The organism is Nostoc sp. CALU 1950, from assembly GCF_051172895.1.
Classification (GTDB): Bacteria; Cyanobacteriota; Cyanobacteriia; order Cyanobacteriales; family Nostocaceae; genus Nostoc; species Nostoc edaphicum_A.
Genome location: NZ_JBDNJQ010000021.1, coordinates 13,612 through 33,018, shown reverse-complemented (window position 1 = coordinate 33,018; position 19,407 = coordinate 13,612). Strand labels below are relative to the sequence as shown.

The 19,407-nt window shown below is 39.6% G+C and carries 18 protein-coding genes; 10 read left to right on the top strand and 8 right to left on the bottom strand.

Features of this window, described 5'->3' with window-relative positions:
• Nucleotides 1–2: 2 nt before the first annotated feature.
• Both ABF638_RS08765 and ABF638_RS08760 read right to left on the bottom strand, forming a co-directional pair.
• Nucleotides 3–1,124 carry an AAA family ATPase gene (locus ABF638_RS08765; RefSeq protein WP_435022022.1) on the bottom strand — a complete coding sequence of 374 codons (1,122 nt, stop codon included), beginning with the start codon at nt 1,122–1,124 and terminating at the stop codon, nt 3–5.
• On the bottom strand, nt 1,121–2,239 hold the full coding sequence (locus tag ABF638_RS08760) for a DUF262 domain-containing protein (RefSeq protein ID WP_435022020.1): 1,119 nt from the start codon (nt 2,237–2,239) through the stop codon (nt 1,121–1,123). Before ABF638_RS08760 ends, ABF638_RS08765 begins: the two co-directional genes overlap by 4 nt.
• Nucleotides 2,240–3,775: 1,536 nt before the next feature.
• Here ABF638_RS08760 and ABF638_RS08755 point away from each other — a divergent pair.
• The 3 genes from ABF638_RS08755 to ABF638_RS08745 all read left to right on the top strand — a co-directional run bounded on the left by ABF638_RS08755 (nt 3,776) and on the right by ABF638_RS08745 (nt 7,223).
• Nucleotides 3,776–5,230: a glycoside hydrolase 100 family protein gene (locus ABF638_RS08755; RefSeq protein ID WP_435022078.1), complete on the top strand. Its 1,455-nt coding sequence runs from the start codon at nt 3,776–3,778 to the stop codon at nt 5,228–5,230.
• 79 nt (nt 5,231–5,309) lie between these two features.
• On the top strand, nt 5,310–6,743 hold the full coding sequence (locus tag ABF638_RS08750) for a 16S rRNA (cytosine(967)-C(5))-methyltransferase (RefSeq protein ID WP_435022018.1): 1,434 nt from the start codon (nt 5,310–5,312) through the stop codon (nt 6,741–6,743).
• Nucleotides 6,744–6,800: 57 nt separating this feature from the next.
• Nucleotides 6,801–7,223, top strand: a complete 423-nt coding sequence (locus ABF638_RS08745; RefSeq protein WP_435022016.1) for a TerB family tellurite resistance protein — start codon at nt 6,801–6,803, stop codon at nt 7,221–7,223.
• A gap of 76 nt (nt 7,224–7,299) precedes the next feature.
• On the opposite strand, the gene psb35 is transcribed toward ABF638_RS08745, so the two are convergent.
• Complete coding sequence (gene psb35, locus ABF638_RS08740) at nt 7,300–7,527, bottom strand: photosystem II assembly protein Psb35 (protein WP_435022014.1); 228 nt, start codon at nt 7,525–7,527, stop codon at nt 7,300–7,302.
• 334 nt (nt 7,528–7,861) lie between these two features.
• Nucleotides 7,862–10,246, bottom strand: coding sequence for a transglycosylase domain-containing protein (locus tag ABF638_RS08735; protein ID WP_435022012.1), 2,385 nt, complete (start codon nt 10,244–10,246; stop codon nt 7,862–7,864).
• A 270-nt stretch (nt 10,247–10,516) separates the two neighbouring features.
• On the opposite strand from ABF638_RS08735, the gene folK reads away from it, so the two are divergent.
• The 5 genes from folK (at nt 10,517) to ABF638_RS08710 (ending at nt 14,005) form a co-directional block, all read left to right on the top strand.
• Nucleotides 10,517–11,032: a 2-amino-4-hydroxy-6-hydroxymethyldihydropteridine diphosphokinase gene (gene folK / locus ABF638_RS08730; RefSeq protein ID WP_435022010.1), complete on the top strand. Its 516-nt coding sequence runs from the start codon at nt 10,517–10,519 to the stop codon at nt 11,030–11,032.
• Between the two features lie 68 nt (nt 11,033–11,100).
• The gene (locus ABF638_RS08725; protein ID WP_435022008.1) at nt 11,101–11,649 is read left to right on the top strand and encodes an NUDIX hydrolase; all 549 of its coding nucleotides are present in this window, start codon (nt 11,101–11,103) and stop codon (nt 11,647–11,649) included.
• 7 nt (nt 11,650–11,656) lie between these two features.
• Nucleotides 11,657–12,502 carry an ADP-ribosylglycohydrolase family protein gene (locus ABF638_RS08720; RefSeq protein ID WP_435022006.1) on the top strand — a complete coding sequence of 282 codons (846 nt, stop codon included), beginning with the start codon at nt 11,657–11,659 and terminating at the stop codon, nt 12,500–12,502.
• Nucleotides 12,503–12,945: 443 nt separating this feature from the next.
• Nucleotides 12,946–13,749, top strand: coding sequence for a prohibitin family protein (locus ABF638_RS08715; protein ID WP_435022004.1), 804 nt, complete (start codon nt 12,946–12,948; stop codon nt 13,747–13,749).
• A 58-nt stretch (nt 13,750–13,807) separates the two neighbouring features.
• Nucleotides 13,808–14,005 (top strand): hypothetical protein, encoded by a 198-nt coding sequence (locus ABF638_RS08710; RefSeq protein ID WP_435022002.1) that lies wholly within the window; start codon nt 13,808–13,810, stop codon nt 14,003–14,005.
• Nucleotides 14,006–14,065: 60 nt separating this feature from the next.
• Here the strand turns inward: ABF638_RS08710 and ABF638_RS08705 are convergent, their stop codons facing one another.
• A complete protein-coding gene (locus ABF638_RS08705) occupies nt 14,066–14,527 on the bottom strand; it encodes a hypothetical protein (RefSeq protein WP_435022000.1) in 462 nt (153 codons plus the stop codon).
• Nucleotides 14,528–15,005: 478 nt separating this feature from the next.
• Between ABF638_RS08705 and ABF638_RS08700 the strand changes: the two genes are divergently transcribed.
• The gene (locus tag ABF638_RS08700) at nt 15,006–15,278 is read left to right on the top strand and encodes a hypothetical protein (RefSeq protein WP_435021998.1); all 273 of its coding nucleotides are present in this window, start codon (nt 15,006–15,008) and stop codon (nt 15,276–15,278) included.
• 90 nt (nt 15,279–15,368) lie between these two features.
• Here ABF638_RS08700 and ABF638_RS08695 read toward each other — a convergent pair whose 3' ends face one another.
• The 3 genes from ABF638_RS08695 to ABF638_RS08685 all read right to left on the bottom strand — a co-directional run bounded on the left by ABF638_RS08695 (nt 15,369) and on the right by ABF638_RS08685 (nt 17,353).
• Nucleotides 15,369–15,923 carry a DUF1634 domain-containing protein gene (locus tag ABF638_RS08695; RefSeq protein WP_435021996.1) on the bottom strand — a complete coding sequence of 185 codons (555 nt, stop codon included), beginning with the start codon at nt 15,921–15,923 and terminating at the stop codon, nt 15,369–15,371.
• Between the two features lies 1 nt (nt 15,924).
• Nucleotides 15,925–16,761: a sulfite exporter TauE/SafE family protein gene (locus tag ABF638_RS08690; RefSeq protein WP_435021994.1), complete on the bottom strand. Its 837-nt coding sequence runs from the start codon at nt 16,759–16,761 to the stop codon at nt 15,925–15,927.
• A 193-nt stretch (nt 16,762–16,954) separates the two neighbouring features.
• Nucleotides 16,955–17,353, bottom strand: coding sequence for a hypothetical protein (locus ABF638_RS08685; RefSeq protein ID WP_435021992.1), 399 nt, complete (start codon nt 17,351–17,353; stop codon nt 16,955–16,957).
• 1,192 nt (nt 17,354–18,545) lie between these two features.
• Between ABF638_RS08685 and ABF638_RS08680 the strand changes: the two genes are divergently transcribed.
• Entirely contained in the window at nt 18,546–19,247 is a 702-nt protein-coding gene (locus tag ABF638_RS08680) for a hypothetical protein (protein WP_435021990.1), read from the top strand.
• Nucleotides 19,248–19,407 lie beyond the last annotated feature (160 nt).

Genomic DNA, 19,407 nt, shown 5'->3' with positions numbered 1-19,407 from the left:
TTTTACTCTCCCGCAGGCTCAAGTAAAACATCTAAACTTTTTTCCCATTCATCGAAGAAACCATCAGGCCATTTATCAATTCTTCCATTGCGATCAATATGTGGAGATACTACTTCTGTAACAGTTTGTCCTTCTTTTTCTTGTCGCTGAAAATAATGTAGCTGAACATCATACGGCTTAATTTTTCCCCCATGAACAGCAAGACGAATACCATTTAAAACATGATCACTATGAGTTTCTATTACTATTTGAATTCCACAACTAGCTGCAAGCGATAATAATTCACCCATCTTGACTTGCCCTTTAGGATGTAGATGTGCCTCTGGATTTTCAATTATAATTAGTGTACCCGGAGAAGATGATAAAACTGCTACGATAATCGGTAATGTGTAACTAATTCCAAATCCGACATTAGTAGTCCGATAGGGGTTACTATCCCCATAAAAATATTGTAAACTCATCAAACCGATATCTGAATTTGAGTTAATTTTAATCCTTGTACCAGGACTAACTTCTCTCATCCATCCTTCAACCTGGCTACTAAGGGCGTTAGATTTTGCCATCGGATGTCTTAGTTTACTTTGAAGAACATCTTTATCTTGATTAATTGCTAAAAAATGTGCAGTATATTCACCTTTACTACCTAACTGTCCTAGTCGCCTTGCTTGATAATCTGACATATCATAAGATGTTCGTGGCCCGAGACGTTCAGCTTGTAAATAGTGAAATCTTCTATTGAAAGGACTTAATTTATAGACATTCTCAATTGGTAATTTAGAATCTAAATTATTTAAAACATCTGCACCTGTCTTAATTGGATCATAGCTAAAACGCCAAATCCCTTTTTTTCCCTCATTCCAAATAATTTCAAAACCAAGATAATCCTCTTTAGCTCTTTCACAAAATGCATCTTGAGCAGTACCAATGCGTACTAATTCACCATTCAATGCTAAACCGATATTTGGCAATAATTCTTGTTGATAAGATTGGCGCAGTAAAAGTAGTGATTGTAGTACAGAAGATTTTCCCGTACTATTTAGACCAGAAAGTAAAGTTAGTGGCTTAAATTCAATTAACTGATTTTCAAATGCTTTGTAATTGGTCAATCTTAGAGAATTAATCATAATAATACTTCTTGGATAATTTTTTCAACTGTTTCAAATCTATGCTCTATTTTGTTTGCTGCTTGAGATATTGATACTAGAAATTCTGTATCGTTGTCTACATATTTAACAAAAGTATCTATTAGTTCTTTTTTTCTATCTTTTAATATTTCAATATTTTGAATATCGAGCTTTGCAAGATTTACAGACCAAACTTCAAACAAGGATTTATTCAGTGGAAATTTTCTTTTATTTTTCTTAGAAATTTTGCGAAAAGCATTATTATTAAAAATATCAAATGCTGCACTCATTGCTTTTTTAAACATTGCTTCTAAGCTTTGTATTTCTTCCTGACAAAGACTATTTATCTTCGATAAAGCTTTACTTAAAAAAGAATCTCTAGTTTCATCTTTATACTCTTTATAAGAAATTAAATAAAAAGCAATAAATCCTAGTACAAATTCTCTATCATCCATTCTCTTTTTTTTGTCTGGGCTAAGATTAACAACACGTTTGAACTCTGGTAAAGAAGCTAGATTAGCCAAAAGTTTTGTAGCTTGCCCAGGATTTAAAGCATGTCGCAGTTCCTGATTTGAAAGACGTACACCTCCTGTATTGATACGTTTGAAGATATTATACTTAACTTCCAAAGGTGTGCCTTTTTCAATTAAATATACTGTAACTTGAGTTTCTAATATCCGACGTTGATATCTGCGCTCTAATTCGTCATAGTCTTTATTATTAAGCTCTTTCAGGTATTCTAATCCAACTAGTTTAAGGCTTTTATCAATAACAAAATGCTTGAGTGCAGACAATCTTTGTAAGCCATCTACAACTACCCATTCATCTTCATTTGTAGCATCAATATAAAAAGCAGGCAATGGAATTCTAATTAGAATAGATTCAATTAATTTACCTTTTGCTTCTAGAGTCCATATATTTGCTTGTCGTTGAAATTCAGGTGCTAAATCAAGCGCATCTTCGTTAATTCTTCTGAGTAATTGCTCAATAGTTGGCTCCCTTGTAACAATATTGATTTTCTCAGGATCATACTGAAATGTAACTTTTTCTTCTTGTTCTTCATCATTGTCTTCTTCATCAGCTAATTCTGCGTTGTAGTTACTCAAATCTGTCACAGCGCTTACTCCTTAGTATTAACACTTGTTTGTTCACTCAGTTATTAGTATTACTTGGTGTTACTACATCAGCAAATCGGACTTTTTAACTGGCGTACTTCAATCCTACTATCTCGCAAAATGACAGAGACGCAAAATTTCGCGCCTCTACGTACCTAGTCTATTACTTGTTTACCTTCCCCAGGCAAATCCAAAATTGGCGCGATCGCCTCCGGTAAAGTCACAGCGATGTATAACGATAAGCTGCTGCGCGTCTAAGCACTTTTAACCCAAAGTCCAAAAATATTAGGCTTCCGGTTCAACGCCGAGCGATCACACCTTCAACCAAAATACCTAACCTTCTGGCTCAACATGGAGCGATCAGACTTCTAACCCATAGTTGAAAATATTAGACTTCTGGTTCAACACGAGCGATGTCTAACATAAACTGCTATACATCTACGCAACATTTCTTTAAAACTCAAGCGATCGCTATCTAAATATTCTCCACCCACAGAAAAATATTTGCGTATCTACTGGTTTTAAGAGCGTTGTTTTTACAAAAGATAAGCTAAGTAAATAAACTGGCATCTACATTAAAATAGTCCGCCAACGCTTCTGCTTGAGTTTTACTAATGGTGCATTTAAGTTAATTCACTGATAAGCATCCGAATTCAATAAACAACTGCCCGAATTCAATAAACGATCGCCCGAATTCAAGAAACGACTGCTCGAATTCAATAAACGATCGCCCGAATTCAATATTGCGCTTCTCGCTTGATTACAATATGGAACTCCTATTTAATTTTTGCGAAGCTCGGTTCGGTGCGCCTTTATCTCGCTTCGGTATTGCCCCTACACCTTGCGATATAATTTTGTACCGCATCTGAGTGGGAACTGGTATTGGTATTCCGCAACAGAATCTAACTCGGATTTTTGATCGCTCTGGTAGCATTGGCGATCATTCCGTTTGCCAGAATTTTTTGAGTTCACTCCCATGAATACCCCATGTCATCTGTCAGTAGGGTAATATATTTAACCCTTAAGAAGTATTGACATATTAATTTTTTTGAGCGCTTGTCTTGCATATTTTGACAAAAGGTTATAAATTATTAGGTTATAGGGGAATAATCTGACTTCTTCGTGTCAAAAACTAATCTTGCTCAGGTAAATATACTGCAACCAGTTTTAACTTCACACAAACCCTAAACAGCACTGAAGATATGTTTTTGTTTGGTAAAGCAAAGATTCCGGGCATACAACGGAACAATAAATAATCTAAAAATATATCTTGTGTGACTGTTTTTAGGAATCATGTTACTACTTGCGGTGGAGAAGAACAACTATAATCCACCAAAAAAGTAATAAGCTATCAGCGAACTAACTAACAATAAAGTTGCATAAATGTCAGCATATTTATTGCTTATTAGTTGATGAATTTTTCTCCAAATTATATTTGCTATTCAAAGAATTGTTTTTGTTATGCTGAGAATAGCAAAATAAGAAATGAAGACGCATCTACCACAAATTCACAATCCCAATGGAGTTACTCTGGCGATGCACCTAAACGAATTGGAAACTACTGAAAATTTAAAAGAAGTAGAAGAAGCTTGGCTAGCACTAGAAAAATCAATTCTCTACTATCAGGGACGCCCCGTTGGGACAGTAGCCGCTTACGATGCCTCTGTAGAGGCGCTCAATTACGATCAGTGCTTCATCCGGGATTTTGTCTCTTCAGCTTTAATTTTTCTGATCAAAGGTAGAACAGATATTGTTCGTAATTTCTTAGAAGAAACCTTAAAGTTACAGCCTAAAGAAAAGGCATTAGATGCCTATAAGCCAGGACGAGGATTAATCCCAGCTAGCTTTAAAGTAGTATCAGAAAATGGACAAGAATCTTTAGAAGCAGACTTTGGTGAACATGCGATCGCTAGAGTTACACCCGTAGATTCTTGCCTATGGTGGATTATTTTATTGCGTGCTTATATCGTCGCCACAGATGATTTTTCTCTAGCCTATCAACCTGAATTCCAAAATGGTATCAGGTTAATCATGGAAATCTGCTTGGCAAATCGTTTTGATATGTACCCAACGCTGTTGGTTCCAGATGGTGCTTGTATGATTGACCGTCGTATGGGCATTTATGGTCATCCTTTAGAACTACAAGTTCTTTTTTACACGGCATTGCGTGCATCTCGTGAACTGCTAATTTGTCAAGGGAATTCTGATATTGTTGAAGCCATTGATAATCGTTTACCTCTTTTATGCGCTCATATCCGCCAGCATTATTGGATAGATATTAATCGCCTGAATGCAATTTATCGCTTCAAAAGTGAAGAATATGGTAAGGCTGCTGTTAATCTGTTCAATATATATGTAGATTCTGTTCCCTATTATGAATTAGATAAATGGCTGCCGAAAAAAGGTGGTTATCTAGCAGGTAATGTTGGCCCGTCGCAGCTAGATACTCGCTTCTTTTCACTGGGAAACTTAATGGCAATCATTTCCGACTTAGCCACCGAAGAACAGTCACAAGCGATTATGACTCTCATTGAGGAACGATGGGATGATTTGGTGGGAGATATGCCAATGAAAATTTGTTTCCCAGCTTTGGAACATGAAGAATACAGAATCGTAACTGGATGTGACCCCAAAAATATTCCCTGGTCGTACCATAATGCTGGTAGTTGGCCAGTTTTAATGTGGATGTTAGCGGCGGCGGCGGTGAAAACTAATAAAACAAGTCTTGCACAAAAGGCGATTGAAACTGCCCAAGGACGCCTCAGTACAGATGAATGGCCAGAGTATTACGACGGGAAGAAAGGGCGGCTGATTGGCAAACAAGCTCGGAAATATCAAACTTGGACAATTACTGGGTTCTTATTGGCAAAAGAACTGATGGCAAACCCCACATATTTACCATTAATCAGCTTTGGTAAATTACCAGCAGAACAGGTTTCTAGAGCGTGTGAGTTTGAAATTGCTAGCGTAGACCCATATATCCCTCGATAGGAGAGATGCGATTAATCGCGTCTCTACAAGAGTTAGGAGTTAGAATACAAAAGCCTTCTGACTCCTGAATCATATTTCCATGACAAACCCCCGTCAACTAGCTTTTATCGCTCTGCGAGATGTTCACAAGGGGGCTTATGCTGATGTTGCCCTAGATAGAGTACTGCAAAAAGTTAATTTGCCTGATAACGATCGCCGCTTATTGACAGAATTGGTTTATGGGAGTGTCAGAAGGCAGCGCACTCTTGATACTCTTATCGATCAACTCGCCAAAAAGAAATCTCATCAACAACCGCCAGACCTCCGCACCATCTTACATCTGGGTTTTTACCAGCTGCGCTATCAACAGCGTATTCCCGCCTCAGCTGCTGTTAACACCACCGTCCAACTCGCTAAAGAAAACGGTTTTTCTGGACTAACTGGTTTTGTCAACGGTCTATTACGCCAATATCTTAGAAAAGCAGGGGTGCAGGGAAGCAGAGGGGCAGAGGAGAAAAACTCATTGTTACTCCCCCACTCCCCAGTCCCCACTCCCCAGTCCCCAATCCCCCATTTTGATCCGTTACAACTTCCAGAAAACCCAGTAGAACGCTTGGGTATTTTACACAGCTTTCCTGACTGGATGATTCAAGTTTGGTTAGAACAACTGGATTTTTCCGAGACAGAACAACTGTGTGAATGGATGAACCAATCACCAACAATTGATTTGCGTATCAACCCGCTTTGTACTTCCATTGAGGAAGTTGAGGCGGCGTTGCAATCTGCTGGTGTTTTGGTCAGACGGATTCCTCATTTACCCCAAGCTTTACGATTGATTGGTAGTGCAGGGTCAATTCAAAAACTACCTGGTTTTACAGAGGGTTGGTGGACTGTACAAGATAGTAGCGCCCAATTAGTAAGTCATTTACTCGACCCGCAACCAGGTGAAGTGGTAATTGATGTTTGTGCTGCACCAGGGGGGAAAACAACCCACATTGCTGAATTAATGGCAGATAAGGGAAAAATTTGGGCTTGCGATCGCACTTCTTCTCGTCTTCGCAAACTCCAAGAAAATTCTCAACGGCTGAATTTACAATCTATTCAAATTTACACTGGCGACAGTCGCCACTTCAACCAATTTCAAAACACCGCAGACCGCGTATTACTGGATGCCCCATGTTCTGGTTTGGGAACTATGCACCGTCATGCTGATGCGCGTTGGCGACAGACACCAGAATCTGTCCGAGAACTTTCGGTGCTTCAAGAAGAATTATTAACACATACATCAACTTTTGTCAAACCCGGTGGTGTACTAGTTTATGCAACCTGTACATTGCATCCAGCAGAAAATGAAGAAGTAATTTCGGCATTTTTAGCTAAGTCACCTGATTGGCAAATTGAGTCTCCCAGCGGCGTTGAGTTACCTGATTCTGCTCATAGCACGCCTCAAGGTTGGTTTAAAGTCTGGCCCCATCGCCAGGACATGGATGGCTTTTTTATGGTGCGCTTAAGAAAAACCAATAATTCCGAGTGAATACTGTTTAGGATTGTACCATTTGGTGGAGGCCTGAATCTACCAGAGGAGGCAGCAATGGTTTCCCCTTCCAATGTGAAAAACTTAGTTAAAATCCTGATTGGAGCAGCCTGGATTGATGGCAGAATCCAGCCAGAAGAACGGCAATATCTCCGCGAAATAGCTCAAGCAAAAGGTTTGGCTAACGACCCAGAAATTAAGCCTTGGCTGTACGAATTAGTTCCTGTACAGCCGAAAGAATGCTATGAATGGGTGCGGGAGTATTTAGGCGATCGCCCCAGCCTTGAAGATTGCGAAAATCTGATTGAAGCTATCAGTGGCTTAATTTATAGCGATGGCGAAGTCGCCGTCGAAGAAGCCAGACTCCTAACGGAACTGCAAGATATAGCGAAGCCGAATGAGTCTACTCAACCGGCTCACACTACACTTCTCAAACAAATTCAAAAGCTTTACCGCCGTTGGGTTGAAGTGCAAAACTAAATAATAGTCAAAAGTCCATAGTCTAATAATTAATGACTAATGACTAATGACTAATAACTAATAACTAATGACTAAATTATGACTTCGGTTTACCCACACCCGGAGTTTCTTCTTTATCAACTTTAGGCACAAAATCAGGACGCTCTTTGCTTTCCCAGCCTGCGGGGCGTTTTGAGTTGTACCAAGCTATTGAGCCAATGGTAACAGCAGCAATAAAACCAACCACATACACCAAGGTGAAAGCAAAGGGAAAGTGAGGGGCAGCATCTATCGCTGGTGCTGCCGTTTGCATAAATACATGCATGAGTATATTCTCCAAGGTTAGGTAACAGTACTTAACACACTATAAAATGAGCGTATCACCTAACATCCCCCTGTAGTTTAGTTTGAGCAACTTCATATTGCAGAGAAAAGGGATGGGGGAGAGAGAGTAGGGAGCAGGGAGCAGGGTGAAAATTCCTCTCCTCAGCACCCCCACCCCGCCCCTCTGCCTCTTTTCTATGCCCCTCAAGAGTGCTGAGTGTTGAGTTATGAGTGCTGAGTGGGGAATCTCACTTTTTTACTCAGAACTGGCTCAACGCCCCGCTAACGGAACTCGGAACTTGGAACTGTTTTGCCCCATGTCCACCTTTAATTAATTAGTTAGAAGGTCTAAGTCTATCCCGCCAGGATGGCTGTGACGATGAAGAACCTGAAGAACCAGAACTATTTGCAGGAGAGGAAGATCGCCGAGTTCTTCGAGGCGGGGGAGAATCAGATTCTACTCTTCTAGAGCGCCGCCGTGGAGTGGATGATTCTGAGGAAGAGTTACTAGAACTGGATTCTTCGCTGCGTAGGCGTAGCCCGCCGTAGGCATCGCGCCTTCTCCGTCTTGGGGTATAGTTACTTGTTTGCTGATCTTCTTGAGAATAGCTCCTCCTGCTTCTACGTCTCCTAGATGATCTGCTGCTGTCAGCACTTTCTCCTGAGTCATCATTAGAGGAGATAGAACGATTTAGGATTTGTTTGGGCTTAATAGACTGGGCTTTGATAGTACCTTTGCGACCATCTAATTTGGGTCGTTTGGGAAACTTTTCTACTGGCATCTCCTCTACCGCTTGTTTCATAAATTCGCGCCAGGTGTAAGCGGCACTACCACTACTGCCATAAGTGGGGCGGTTGTCATCGTTACCTAGCCAAACCCCTGTCACCATCTGGGGAATGTAACCAATAAACCATAAATCGCGGGCTTCGTCGGAGGTGCCGGTTTTGCCAGCAACCTGTCTATTACCTAATTGAGCAGCAGCACCAGTTCCCGCTTCTACGACGTTGCGTAGCATCCAAGTCATGATGGCAGCACTGTCAGCATCAAGGGCCCGTTTAGGCTTGAAATTAGCTGACCAAATCACCTTACCTTGGCGGTTGAGGATGCGGGTAATACCATGAGGTTCTGTATGCAAGCCTTGAGTTGCAAAACTGCCATAAGCGCTAGTCAACTCTAACAAATTGACTTCATTTGAGCCGAGAGCCAAGGAGTAGGTGGGCTTGAGTTCAGATTTTATCCCCATATCATGGGCAAGTTTAATCGTTGGGGTAAATCCCATATCAATCAACACTTTCACCGCAATCACATTAATAGAACTGGTGAGAGCGTCTCGGATATTCATGGAACCTCGAAACCTTTCACTATAGTTTTTTGGTTCATAACCATCTACAACAAAGGGCGCATCCTGGTAGGCATCATAGGGGCTTTTACCGCTAGCGATCGCAGTGGCATAGACAAACCCTTTAAATGTCGATCCTGGCTGCCGTTGCGCCTGAGTAACCCGATTAAACTGGTTTTTGCCAAAGTCTTTTCCCCCAACCATTGCCTTAATTTCACCGTTACGGGGGTCAATGGCCACCATTGCTGCTTGCTTAAAGTTCTCCCAGCGTCCTTGATTTCGCAGCGTTTTGGCAACCGCCTCTTCTGCCACTTTTTGCCAAGTCGGGTTCAGGGTGGTTTCTACTACTAAACCCCCACTTGTTAGCACATCAGAAGAAACATACTTCGGCAATTCTTTTTGGATGTAGCTGGTAAAGTAGGGTGATTCTACTTGCACTCGCTTGGGTAAACTGCTTTTAAGGGTTAACGACTCCTGAACAGCTGCCTGCCTTTGCTCTGCTGTAATAATTCCATCTTCTTGCATCCGTAGCAATACCAAGTCGCGCCGCCGTTTTGCCGCTTCTGGATTTTTATCTGGGGCGTACAAGCTAGGAGCAGGAGCTAATCCAGCAATCGTTGCCATTTCCGATAAAGAAAGCTGGTCTGGTGACTTACTAAAGTATACCCAAGATGCATCTGCCACACCGTAAGCTCCAGCCCCCAAATAAACCAGATTCAGGTAACGCTCTAGAATCTGATCTTTGGTTAATTCTTGCTCCATTTTTTGGGCAAGGCGGACTTCTTTGAGTTTGCGCCAGATTGTCTGCTCTTGTTTCAAAAAGAGAATCCGCGTTAGCTGTTGGGTGATGGTGCTACCACCTTCAACCACACCTTGCGATCGCAAATTATTCAAACCTGCTCTGACAATCCCTTGCGGATCAACTCCGTTGTGTTCTTTAAATCTTTTATCTTCTGAAGCGATGAAAGCTTTTTTTAAATTATCTGGTATTTGTTCTAGCTTTAGCTGTTCTCTGGTCGCTTCACCTTGTTGTTGTAATATGGTGCCATCGGCAGCTTTGATAGTTAGCGTTTGCTCTCTGAGTACAGCATTCAACTCGGCCTGATTTGGCAAAGTTTGGTCTATTGAATTAATGCCGTAGATCAAGGCAAATATCCCACCACCTATACCCAAGCCTGCCCAAAACCATAAGCGACGATAGAGTGGTTTACCGCCAGTTGCCTGATTGGCCTTCATCCTAGATGGTAAAATTTTCATTTTGCTCAGTAACTGCCTCGCCTGCGCCAGATGTGCTGGTGGTAAGCTCTCATTTGTTCCTCCTTGTCCAGAGTCACTCAAATTGGTTGGTCTTCGCTTGAACCAGGAGGTAAGCTTCCCCACGTCAGTTCCTCGCTCAAAGTAGTAACTATATAACCACCATCAATCAACTTTGGGGTTATAGCACCACCATTGTGTTAGTATAATATCCTATAAATAATTAACTAAATTCACCATAAAATAATGTTTTTTAGATTTGGTTAGTTTAGTTTTGTAAAAATGCTGTAATTTTGATAACTATTCTGAATACAAAAGCTATTGGCATTTTCTGAAACAAGCGCAGCAAAGTATCCGCAAAAACAGCCAGAAAACGGCTCAATTAAGGAGAGTAGGATGCCAACGGCGAGCAACGCCTACACCAAATCCAGACGAAGCGCTCTTGCCCTTGGTAGTAATATCGGCGATTCACAGACGATTTTAGAAGCAGCTATAGAGATTTTAGCCCAAACACCAGGTATTCTCTTAGAAGCCAAATCCAATTGGTACCAAACTAAAGCCGTCGGGCCACCACAGCCAGATTACCTAAATGGCTGCGTCACATTGCAGGTAGAGATGCTACCTCAGCAGTTATTAAAAATTTTGTTAGGAATTGAACAACAATTTGGGCGGGTGCGACAGGAACGCTGGGGGCCACGAACCCTGGATTTGGATTTGTTATTATTTGATGACTTTATTGTAGATACACCAAATCTTCAGATTCCCCATCCACGAATGCGGGATCGGGCCTTTGTGTTAGTACCACTGGCAGAAATTGCCCCAGATTGGATAGAACCAGTTTCTGGGTGTGTTATTAAAGAACTGCTGAAAGAGGTAGACTGTTCAGATGTACATTTATGGATGGGCAATTAAAATCACCATCCTTAAACGCAGAAGAACGCTGATTTCGCCTCTGTATTCACAGATAATCAGATTTTATTATGCCATTAGGTAGAGAATTACCACAACTACTAAAACAACGCCTGTTTTATAAAGGACGTAAGTTTGATTTTGAAGTTAATCGCTTGCGTTTACCTAATAAATCGGAAGGAGAATGGGAATGTATTCGTCACCCTGGTGGTGCTTTAGCTGTACCGGTGACACCAGAGGGTAAACTTGTGCTGGTGCGCCAGTATCGTTTTGCAATTCAGGGACGAATATTAGAATTTCCGGCGGGAACTGTGGAACCAAATGAAGAACCTTTAGAGACAATACAGCGTGAGATTGAAGAAGAAACTGGTTATAGTGCCAAAAAATGGGATAAACTAGGCGAATTTTTCTTAGCTCCCGGCTATTCTGATGAAATTATCTATGCTTTTCTGGCGCGAGATTTGGAAAAGCTGGAGACACCGCCACCACAAGATGGAGACGAGGATATCGAAACTGTATTTTTGACTCCCGAAGAATTGGAGAAAGCGATTCTGGAGGGAGAACCGGTAGATGCTAAATCAGTTTCTAGCTTTTTTCTGGCGCGTCCGTTTTTAATTTAATACTAATATGCTGCTAGAGTTAGCGATCGCAGATGCCTACGGTGCAGGCTTTGAATATGCTGATGAGATGATCGTTAACAACGATTTGAGTCGATACGTCGAGCATCCGCGTTTTCGACTCATTCCTGGCAGCTATACTGACGATACCCAGATGAGCATTGCCATTGCGGAAGTAATTGTTGCTCAAGCACCGTGGACGCCAGAAGTTTTAGCCGATAGTTTTGTTAGAGCCTTCAAGCGCGATGAGAGGGAAGGTTATTCTCGAAGCTTCTACCATTTTCTGGGAGAAATTCAGGATGGGGAAGAGTTTTTAAGCAAAATTAACCCTGATAGTGACAAAAGCGGAGGGGCAATGCGTGCAGCACCCGTTGGCATCTATCCCACACCAGAAAAAGTCATTGAGGCAGCAACAATTCAAGCAGCAATTACCCACAATACACCTGATGGAATCAATGCTGCCGTTGCGGCTGCCCTAATGTCACATTATTTTATCTATCGACTGGGAGCAAAACGCAAATTAGGACAGTTTCTCAAAGGTTATGTATCTGGAGAGTGGTCTAAACCTTGGGAAGGTAAAGTCAAGTCCAAAGGCTGGATGAGTGTCAGGGCTGCGATTACTGCGGTGATGCGAAATGACAGCATGAGCGAACTTTTACAAGATTGTATCGCTTTTACCGGGGATGTAGATACAGTAGCTGCGATCGCACTAGCTGCTGGTTCTTGTAGCGAGGAAATTACACAAGACATTCCCCATAATCTTGTCACAGGCTTAGAGAATGGAGCTTACGGTAGAGATTACCTTATTGGGTTGGATAAACAGCTAATGAGTTTGGTAAACAAAAAGACGAGCTAAATGTAATACATGGGTTAAGGGCAAACTTGCCTTTTCAATACTACGATTTTTCGATATAATTACAGTAATTTAGGTAAAAATAAAGCTAGCCTAATCTTCATTAGCTCCAAGTTGGAGTAGTAAAGTACACATTGGCGGCTTAACTATATACCTGTATATTCAATACATTAACTGCTCAGTCAGGGACTTACTTATTAGTAATATAGGACTCATATTTGATTTCTGAAAAAACTCAGTACAACTAAGAAGCCTTGTTGCCTGTTGCCTATTGCCTTTCTACGCAAATGAGTTCAGAAATCAAAGCGGATTCCTATAATGTTTTGTTACTTAGCTAGAGTGATATGAAAATTGACTTCGAGCCAAAGTTATAAGAGCATGACAGGAAGAAGCTTACAACTCCTAAATATGTGTCTCCATACAAGACGCATACATGTTTCACACCGATGAAAAAAAATACAACTTTTAATAGTGCTGGTAAACTGACTGCTCTTTTGTTCCTGATAACTCTTTTCCTCACGCCTTGTGTGATTGTAAATGCCGGAGAACGTGGTGTATTGATGAAATTTGGCGAAGTCCAAAACCAGATATTAGGAGAAGGACTTCACTTGATTATTCCTGTAGTCAATACTGTGAAAAAGTTGAGTATTCGAGTCCAAAAACAGGAAATTTCGGCTGAAGCTTCTTCCAAAGATTTACAAAATGTTTTCACTGATGTAGCTCTCAATTGGCATGTTATTCCCCAGGAAGTAAATGCCATTTTTCAAGAGATTGGAGATGTACAAGATGTAGTTATTCGGATTATTAACCCAGCAGTTGAAGAAGTTCTAAAAGCAGTAATGGCAAAGTATACTGCGGAAGAAATTATTACTAAACGAGGAGAAGTCAAAGGTGGAGTAGATGATGCATTGTCCACACGATTGGGTAGCTATCACGTTGCAGTCGATGATATTTCTCTAGTTCATGTCCATTTTTCAGAACGATTTGGTGAGGCAGTGGAGGCAAAGCAGATTGCTGAACAGGAAGCAAAACAAGCAGAGTTTATCGCCCTGAAAGCAACAAAAGAGGCTGAGGCAAAAGTTAATTTAGCCAAAGGAGAAGCTGAGTCCCACAGATTATTACGCGATGGTTTAACTCCAGAAATATTACAAAGGCAAGCAATAGAGAAATGGAATGGTAAGTTGCCATTAATTGTAAGTAAAGAGGCTCCCAAATTGTTGAACTTAAGTGAAATTTTAAAATTTGATTAAAGTTGATATTGCTTTTTACGAAATATCTGCTAGATATACATAGTAGGGGTACACATCTGTGCATAGGTATCAACTTAAGCTACAAGCCTTTTCAAATCTCGTTTCCAGCCTCTGGGCTGGAAATGCTGCTCTTGGCGGCTCTGCCGCCAGCAAGGGAGGCGGAGCCTCTAGGATGGCATTCCCAGCCGGAGACTGGGAACGAGACACGAGACAATATCTAAAAGCTTTTTCTAGACAGGCTTTCGGGTTAAGTTGACACCAATGACATCTGTGAACCCCCATAGTCAATTCCTTTGTAGAAAGGTGATAAACTAAATCAACTGTTAGAGAATAAAATGGGAAAATCAAGAATTTTCAACTGGATCAAGAGCATAATCAACAGGGTATAAACTGTTGAGGAAATTAGTCCAGTGAATAATTCTTTTTTGAGATTATGCTCTTGAGGTTCTTTTTGAAAAATGTCCTTAGAACCGAATTGCATCAAGAGAATTCCCACAATATTAGAGAGCCAGTACCCAATAATTGAACAAGGTAGAAGTAATTTTGGGGAAAGTAAACTAAATGCATACCCAAAACCATAAGCTATTGGCAGATTGAATAGTAAGTCATTCCACCAACATAGTGGCGACAACAAATATCCCAGTACCAGAAAAAATCCACCTCTGAGTTTTTTGAAAATGTCTTTTTTGAACTCTTTTGGAGTAGATTGTTGTAATTGCTCTGGCGCTGTATCTCCTGTTACATTCAACTCTTGACTAACGTTTTGGACACTTTCCATAAAAACCCACTATTCCTATCGTCTTAGTGTAGTTTAATATATAAACGAAATCAAAGTCTAGTACAAGAGTAATAACATTTTGGCTTTTTGATGCTGAAAGTTTTACCACTACATAGTTTCAGCAAAATAGAGGTTTAAATCAGCTACAAATTAACAATATCTGATTTCTACCAGAGTTGGATAAGTAAGTTCCCTTCTTGCCTAATCTGGGTTAGTCCTTTGCCACTTGAGCAAAATAAAAGTATTTATATACCATTGAGACAATCAACATTATTGTTCGCTCAATAGATTTGAAAATAAAAATATATCTTCAATAATTATAGCACACGATGAGATCCAATACTGATATTGGAATACCCAAAGCATCCTTATAGGTGGGTGTTGATTAGTCAAAAGTTTATGTTTTTTAATATAGACGAAGCAGAAATTTTAATTAATAATAGCTACAATAAAAGTACTGAGTCATCTTAATAAAGACATGACAGATTTTATTCCAAGTAACACATTTTTAATAACAGGAATTGTTTTTATCACAATTGCTGTAATTGGGCAATCTAAATTAGGCTTTATTGAAATTAATCCCGGTTGTTTTGGGAGATTATTGGCTCTGTTTATTGGGATTTCGAGCCTATTATATGCTTTAGGATTACTCAATATTTCAACCGGAACCCTTGACTTATTAAGAACTTCTCTGACGGAACAAATTAAACAGAGTATAAGTTCAATAAATGATCTTTTACAAGGATCGTAATAAGGTTAAAATTTTTACTTTTAGGTGAATTTCAATATTCGTGGGTTAGGGGTAAAAGATTAATGTTATCCCTAAATCTTGGAAATATTCCTAATAATATGCTCCTAAAAGACTGTAAGTCAGACTAGCCATTACTAATAAAGTAACAATTACATAGATAAATTCTCGCTGTAGTAGGAAAACCAATAGAGAAATAAAAACGCGCACAATCGGAGTAGCAATTAGTAGTAAAAGTCCAAGTTGAATAATGCCGCGATAGCTACCTGATATAACTGCTTTTACTACACCTGCTGGTGAGCAAAATTCCAATGGTTCTCCCTGAAAAAAGTGATATCCCGCAGGTTCATTACCGTGATGAATTAAGTAGAGTATACCGCCTAGCAAAACGACAGCACTAGCTATCAAAACGCCATATTTCATGAGGTTACTGAGCAAATTCTCTAATTGCTGTTCACTTAATGTTTTCGTCACGTTCTTGTTAGCGTCAATCTCACAGCTATTAGGCAATTGTGCTAATGTGCTAGTGCGCTGTTCTAATTGTTCGATATGAGAGTCTTTAACTTCCTGCGGTAAGGTTAGTGTAACCACTCCCTTATCAGACTGTGCCAGAAATGTCCAGCGAAAGCTACTATTAAATTTATACATTTTACAACCCCCCTATTAAACTGTTGTAGACCATCTTCAAAGCCATTACCACTAGCACAAGACTGAAGATAATTCTCAAAATTTGAGTTTTAGCACCTGTCAGGATTCGTGCGCCCAAGAAAGCACCAGGTAATACCCCCAACATTACTGGCATAGATAGTCCCGGATCGATGTAGCCTCGTGCTAGGTAAACTCCGGCTGATGCTGCTGCTGTGACACCGATCATAAAATTGCTAGTAGTGGTAGAAACTTTGAAGGGTAGACCCATAGCTTGATCCATCGCCAATACCTTGAATCCCCCGGAACCAATACCAAGTAACCCAGAAAGCACTCCAGCTATTAACATCACACCAAATCCCATTGGTACTGCATGAACTTGGTAAGACATCATTCCATCAGGAGTTGGATAACTGCTATTCAGTTTCAGATAATTTGCGATGGGATCTGCTACTTCAACTTCAGGATGTTCTACTCTGGGTCGTTGTGAAAGGTATGCTGAATAAATGAGAGCGATCGCTAGCACGATAGTTAGGGCTTTCACAGAGACAAGAGTAGCTATCATTGCTCCTGCGATCGCACCGATGGTTGTCGCTACTTCTAAAAACATTCCCAATCGCAAATTGGTATAGCCTTTTTTAATAAAGGTAGACGCTGTACCCAAAGAGGTAGCGATTACAGATACAAGTGAAGCACCAACGGCATATCGAATATCAACGCCAAATACTGAAGTTAATAAGGGAACAATTACTACTCCACCTCCTAACCCAGTGAGCGCCCCTAACAAGCCAGCGCTAAATGAACCAATCCAAATTAGTAATGAAAATTCTAAAATAGTCAAATTTAATTCCTCTTTTTTTTACATGTATATCAAGATGCAAAGATATTTTTTGTATTCTTTAAAACTTAATTTATAGGTTTACTACTGACTACAGATATAGCTGTTTATAAAGCAATACAGTTCAGTTAAAGATAATAGTAGATTGGGTTGAACGAAGTGAAACCCAACAGATGCCCGAAAATGTTGGGTTTCCCTATGGGGATCTTGCTACCTTTCTCAACCCAACCTTGTATCTTAGAACGCTATTACCTGGTTTTAGCTGTGCTGTAAACCAGTTTCTTCCTGTATAGATTTTAGGTTGAATGGAAAAACAAATCTCAAGTAGCGGATTAACTAAAGTCCAAGTACTGATTATGGCGATCGCAGGTGCATTGATGACACCATTTTTTGGTAAACTAGCCGATCGAGGTAACTCGCAACGTTCCTTGACAATTGCTGTATCGATGGTGATTGCAAGTTTAGTAATTGCTAAAATTGCTTCTAATTCTGCACTGGCGTAGGCGTAGCCCGTTGTATACATCCCTGTTGCTGTATTGTTAGTAGATGTACGTGTACAGGCAGTCCAAGTAACCAATGTTGCAAGGATATACACTCTTGATCCTCAATCAAATACTCGCATCAATACAGTTTACATAACTATCTATTTTATCGGCGGTTTCGTAGCTACTAGTATTGGTCTATTATGTTGGAATCTTGGTGGCTGGAATTTGGTGACTTGGCAAATGTTATTTTTTACTTTGCTCGTATTTTTTATTATCTTCAGACCTAAAATAACCACAGCAAGACAAAATTAAATAATAACAAAAAATTGCGATAAAAAAGCCAAATTAAGCTACTAAAAACCTTATTTAGTAGCAATACTATAATTCTTCTCTATTGTCTATTGTCTGGTTTTCGCTGTACTGTAGTCCAGATTTTTCTCTATAAAATTTTATTTTATGGAAATATGCACACTAATTATTTTCCGAAAACAAAATGTGAATAATTTCCCTTAAGATATCGCTTTGCACCAATAGCTAAATTGTCTCGTCATCAAAGCGATATCTAGAGAAAATCAGCTTATATTACGAAAAACTGGGGATTTCAGAGTTAGAATCTTTTGATATCGCAGTAGACAGCGATGGTGAAGTGTTTTGGCTTTTTGCAGACAGAATTGCTAGCAATTTAGGCAGTGCAAGGCAAGCAACAGTATTTAGCAGCGTCAGTAATATACCATCGATTAAACTCATGTGCGATCGTCCTTATTTCAAAATTGGTGTTTACTATATTTTTAGTTTGAAGCAAAATTAGTACAATTGCTTCAAAGCAGTATTTGAATTTCTTTTATCCGTTATAAGCTAACTAAATATATTCTGATAAGTAAGTGGGCGTAAATAATTAAAGGTTTGTAGTGGGGACTTTAGTCCTCTCTTAAGGGCTAAAGCCCTTACTACGAGCTAATTCAATTGAATTTTACATTACTTAATGTAGTTTGATTTATTCTTGCCCACTTACTTAATTTAAAGTTGATTAGTAAAATCTCTTTTTTCTCTATGTGTCACGCCAGTTGCTACAACGGGGAACCGGCTTACAGTACTGGACTCACCGCACTCTGTGGCTATACGGTGAATTAGTCATTAATTTAACCACAGAGATATAGAAAACACAGAGATAAGAGGTTAATGTCTAAAATTTTTATCCACCTTGACAGGGCTAATCTTAAATATTATTTTCTTGACAACCTGAAATTAATTACTATAGTCTATTAATTTACACGTTTTTCAGTAGAACAAATAATAAGAAGCATGAGCAAGAGAGTTAGCATTTTGCTAGTAGCAGTATTGGTTACAAATTCTACAGCAGTAAAGCCTTCCACTGCCACAGAAAAGAATCCTACTTTCTTTGTTAATAATATTAAGTCTATAACTTTGGCTCCAATTAAAATAGGACAAGCTGTAGAACCTAGAGTTATAAAGCTTCGTCTAGCAGATTCTGGGGTTTCAGTAGGAAGTGTTTTGTCTTGGGGATTTGCTGGTTTGATTCAAAAAAGATCCACTGATTGGGTTCGTTTAGAAATAACTGATAATCAAGTAAAAGTAGTACATACAACAAGAACAACTAATTGGTTAACTCAGGTTTCTAAATGGTGGGATCATCCTGTTAGAAAAATTGCTTTTAAGCCAGATTCTTGTCAAGTAGATAACGTGTCAAATCAAGGTGGCTCAAATATAGAAAACCAATTAAGAGATATAAAAAAGTTATACGATTCTAAATTAATAACAGAGCAACAGTATCAAGAATTGCAGCGTAAAGTTATTAATCAAATAAATACAACACCAAATCAACCTTCCACTAGCAACTCTGAGTGTGTTTTATTAGGAGAAAATGCGATAGTACAACTGAAAGATATTAGTTTAGTGACTAAAGGAGAATTTAAAATTGAATATTTAGAAGGTAATGAATGGAAATATGCAGCTTTTAGAGTACCAGAAAAAGAATATCGATAGTAGTCTGCAATTAAGAAATTTTCCTACCGATAAATTGGTGTTTAGACTCGGAAGTTCGCCATGTGGGAAGATTATTAGAAGAAGCTCAATTGAAGCCACACCAAAGTCGGTACTGGCTGACTCTCCCCTGGATGAAAAACTTGATGCAAAAGTTGAAAAT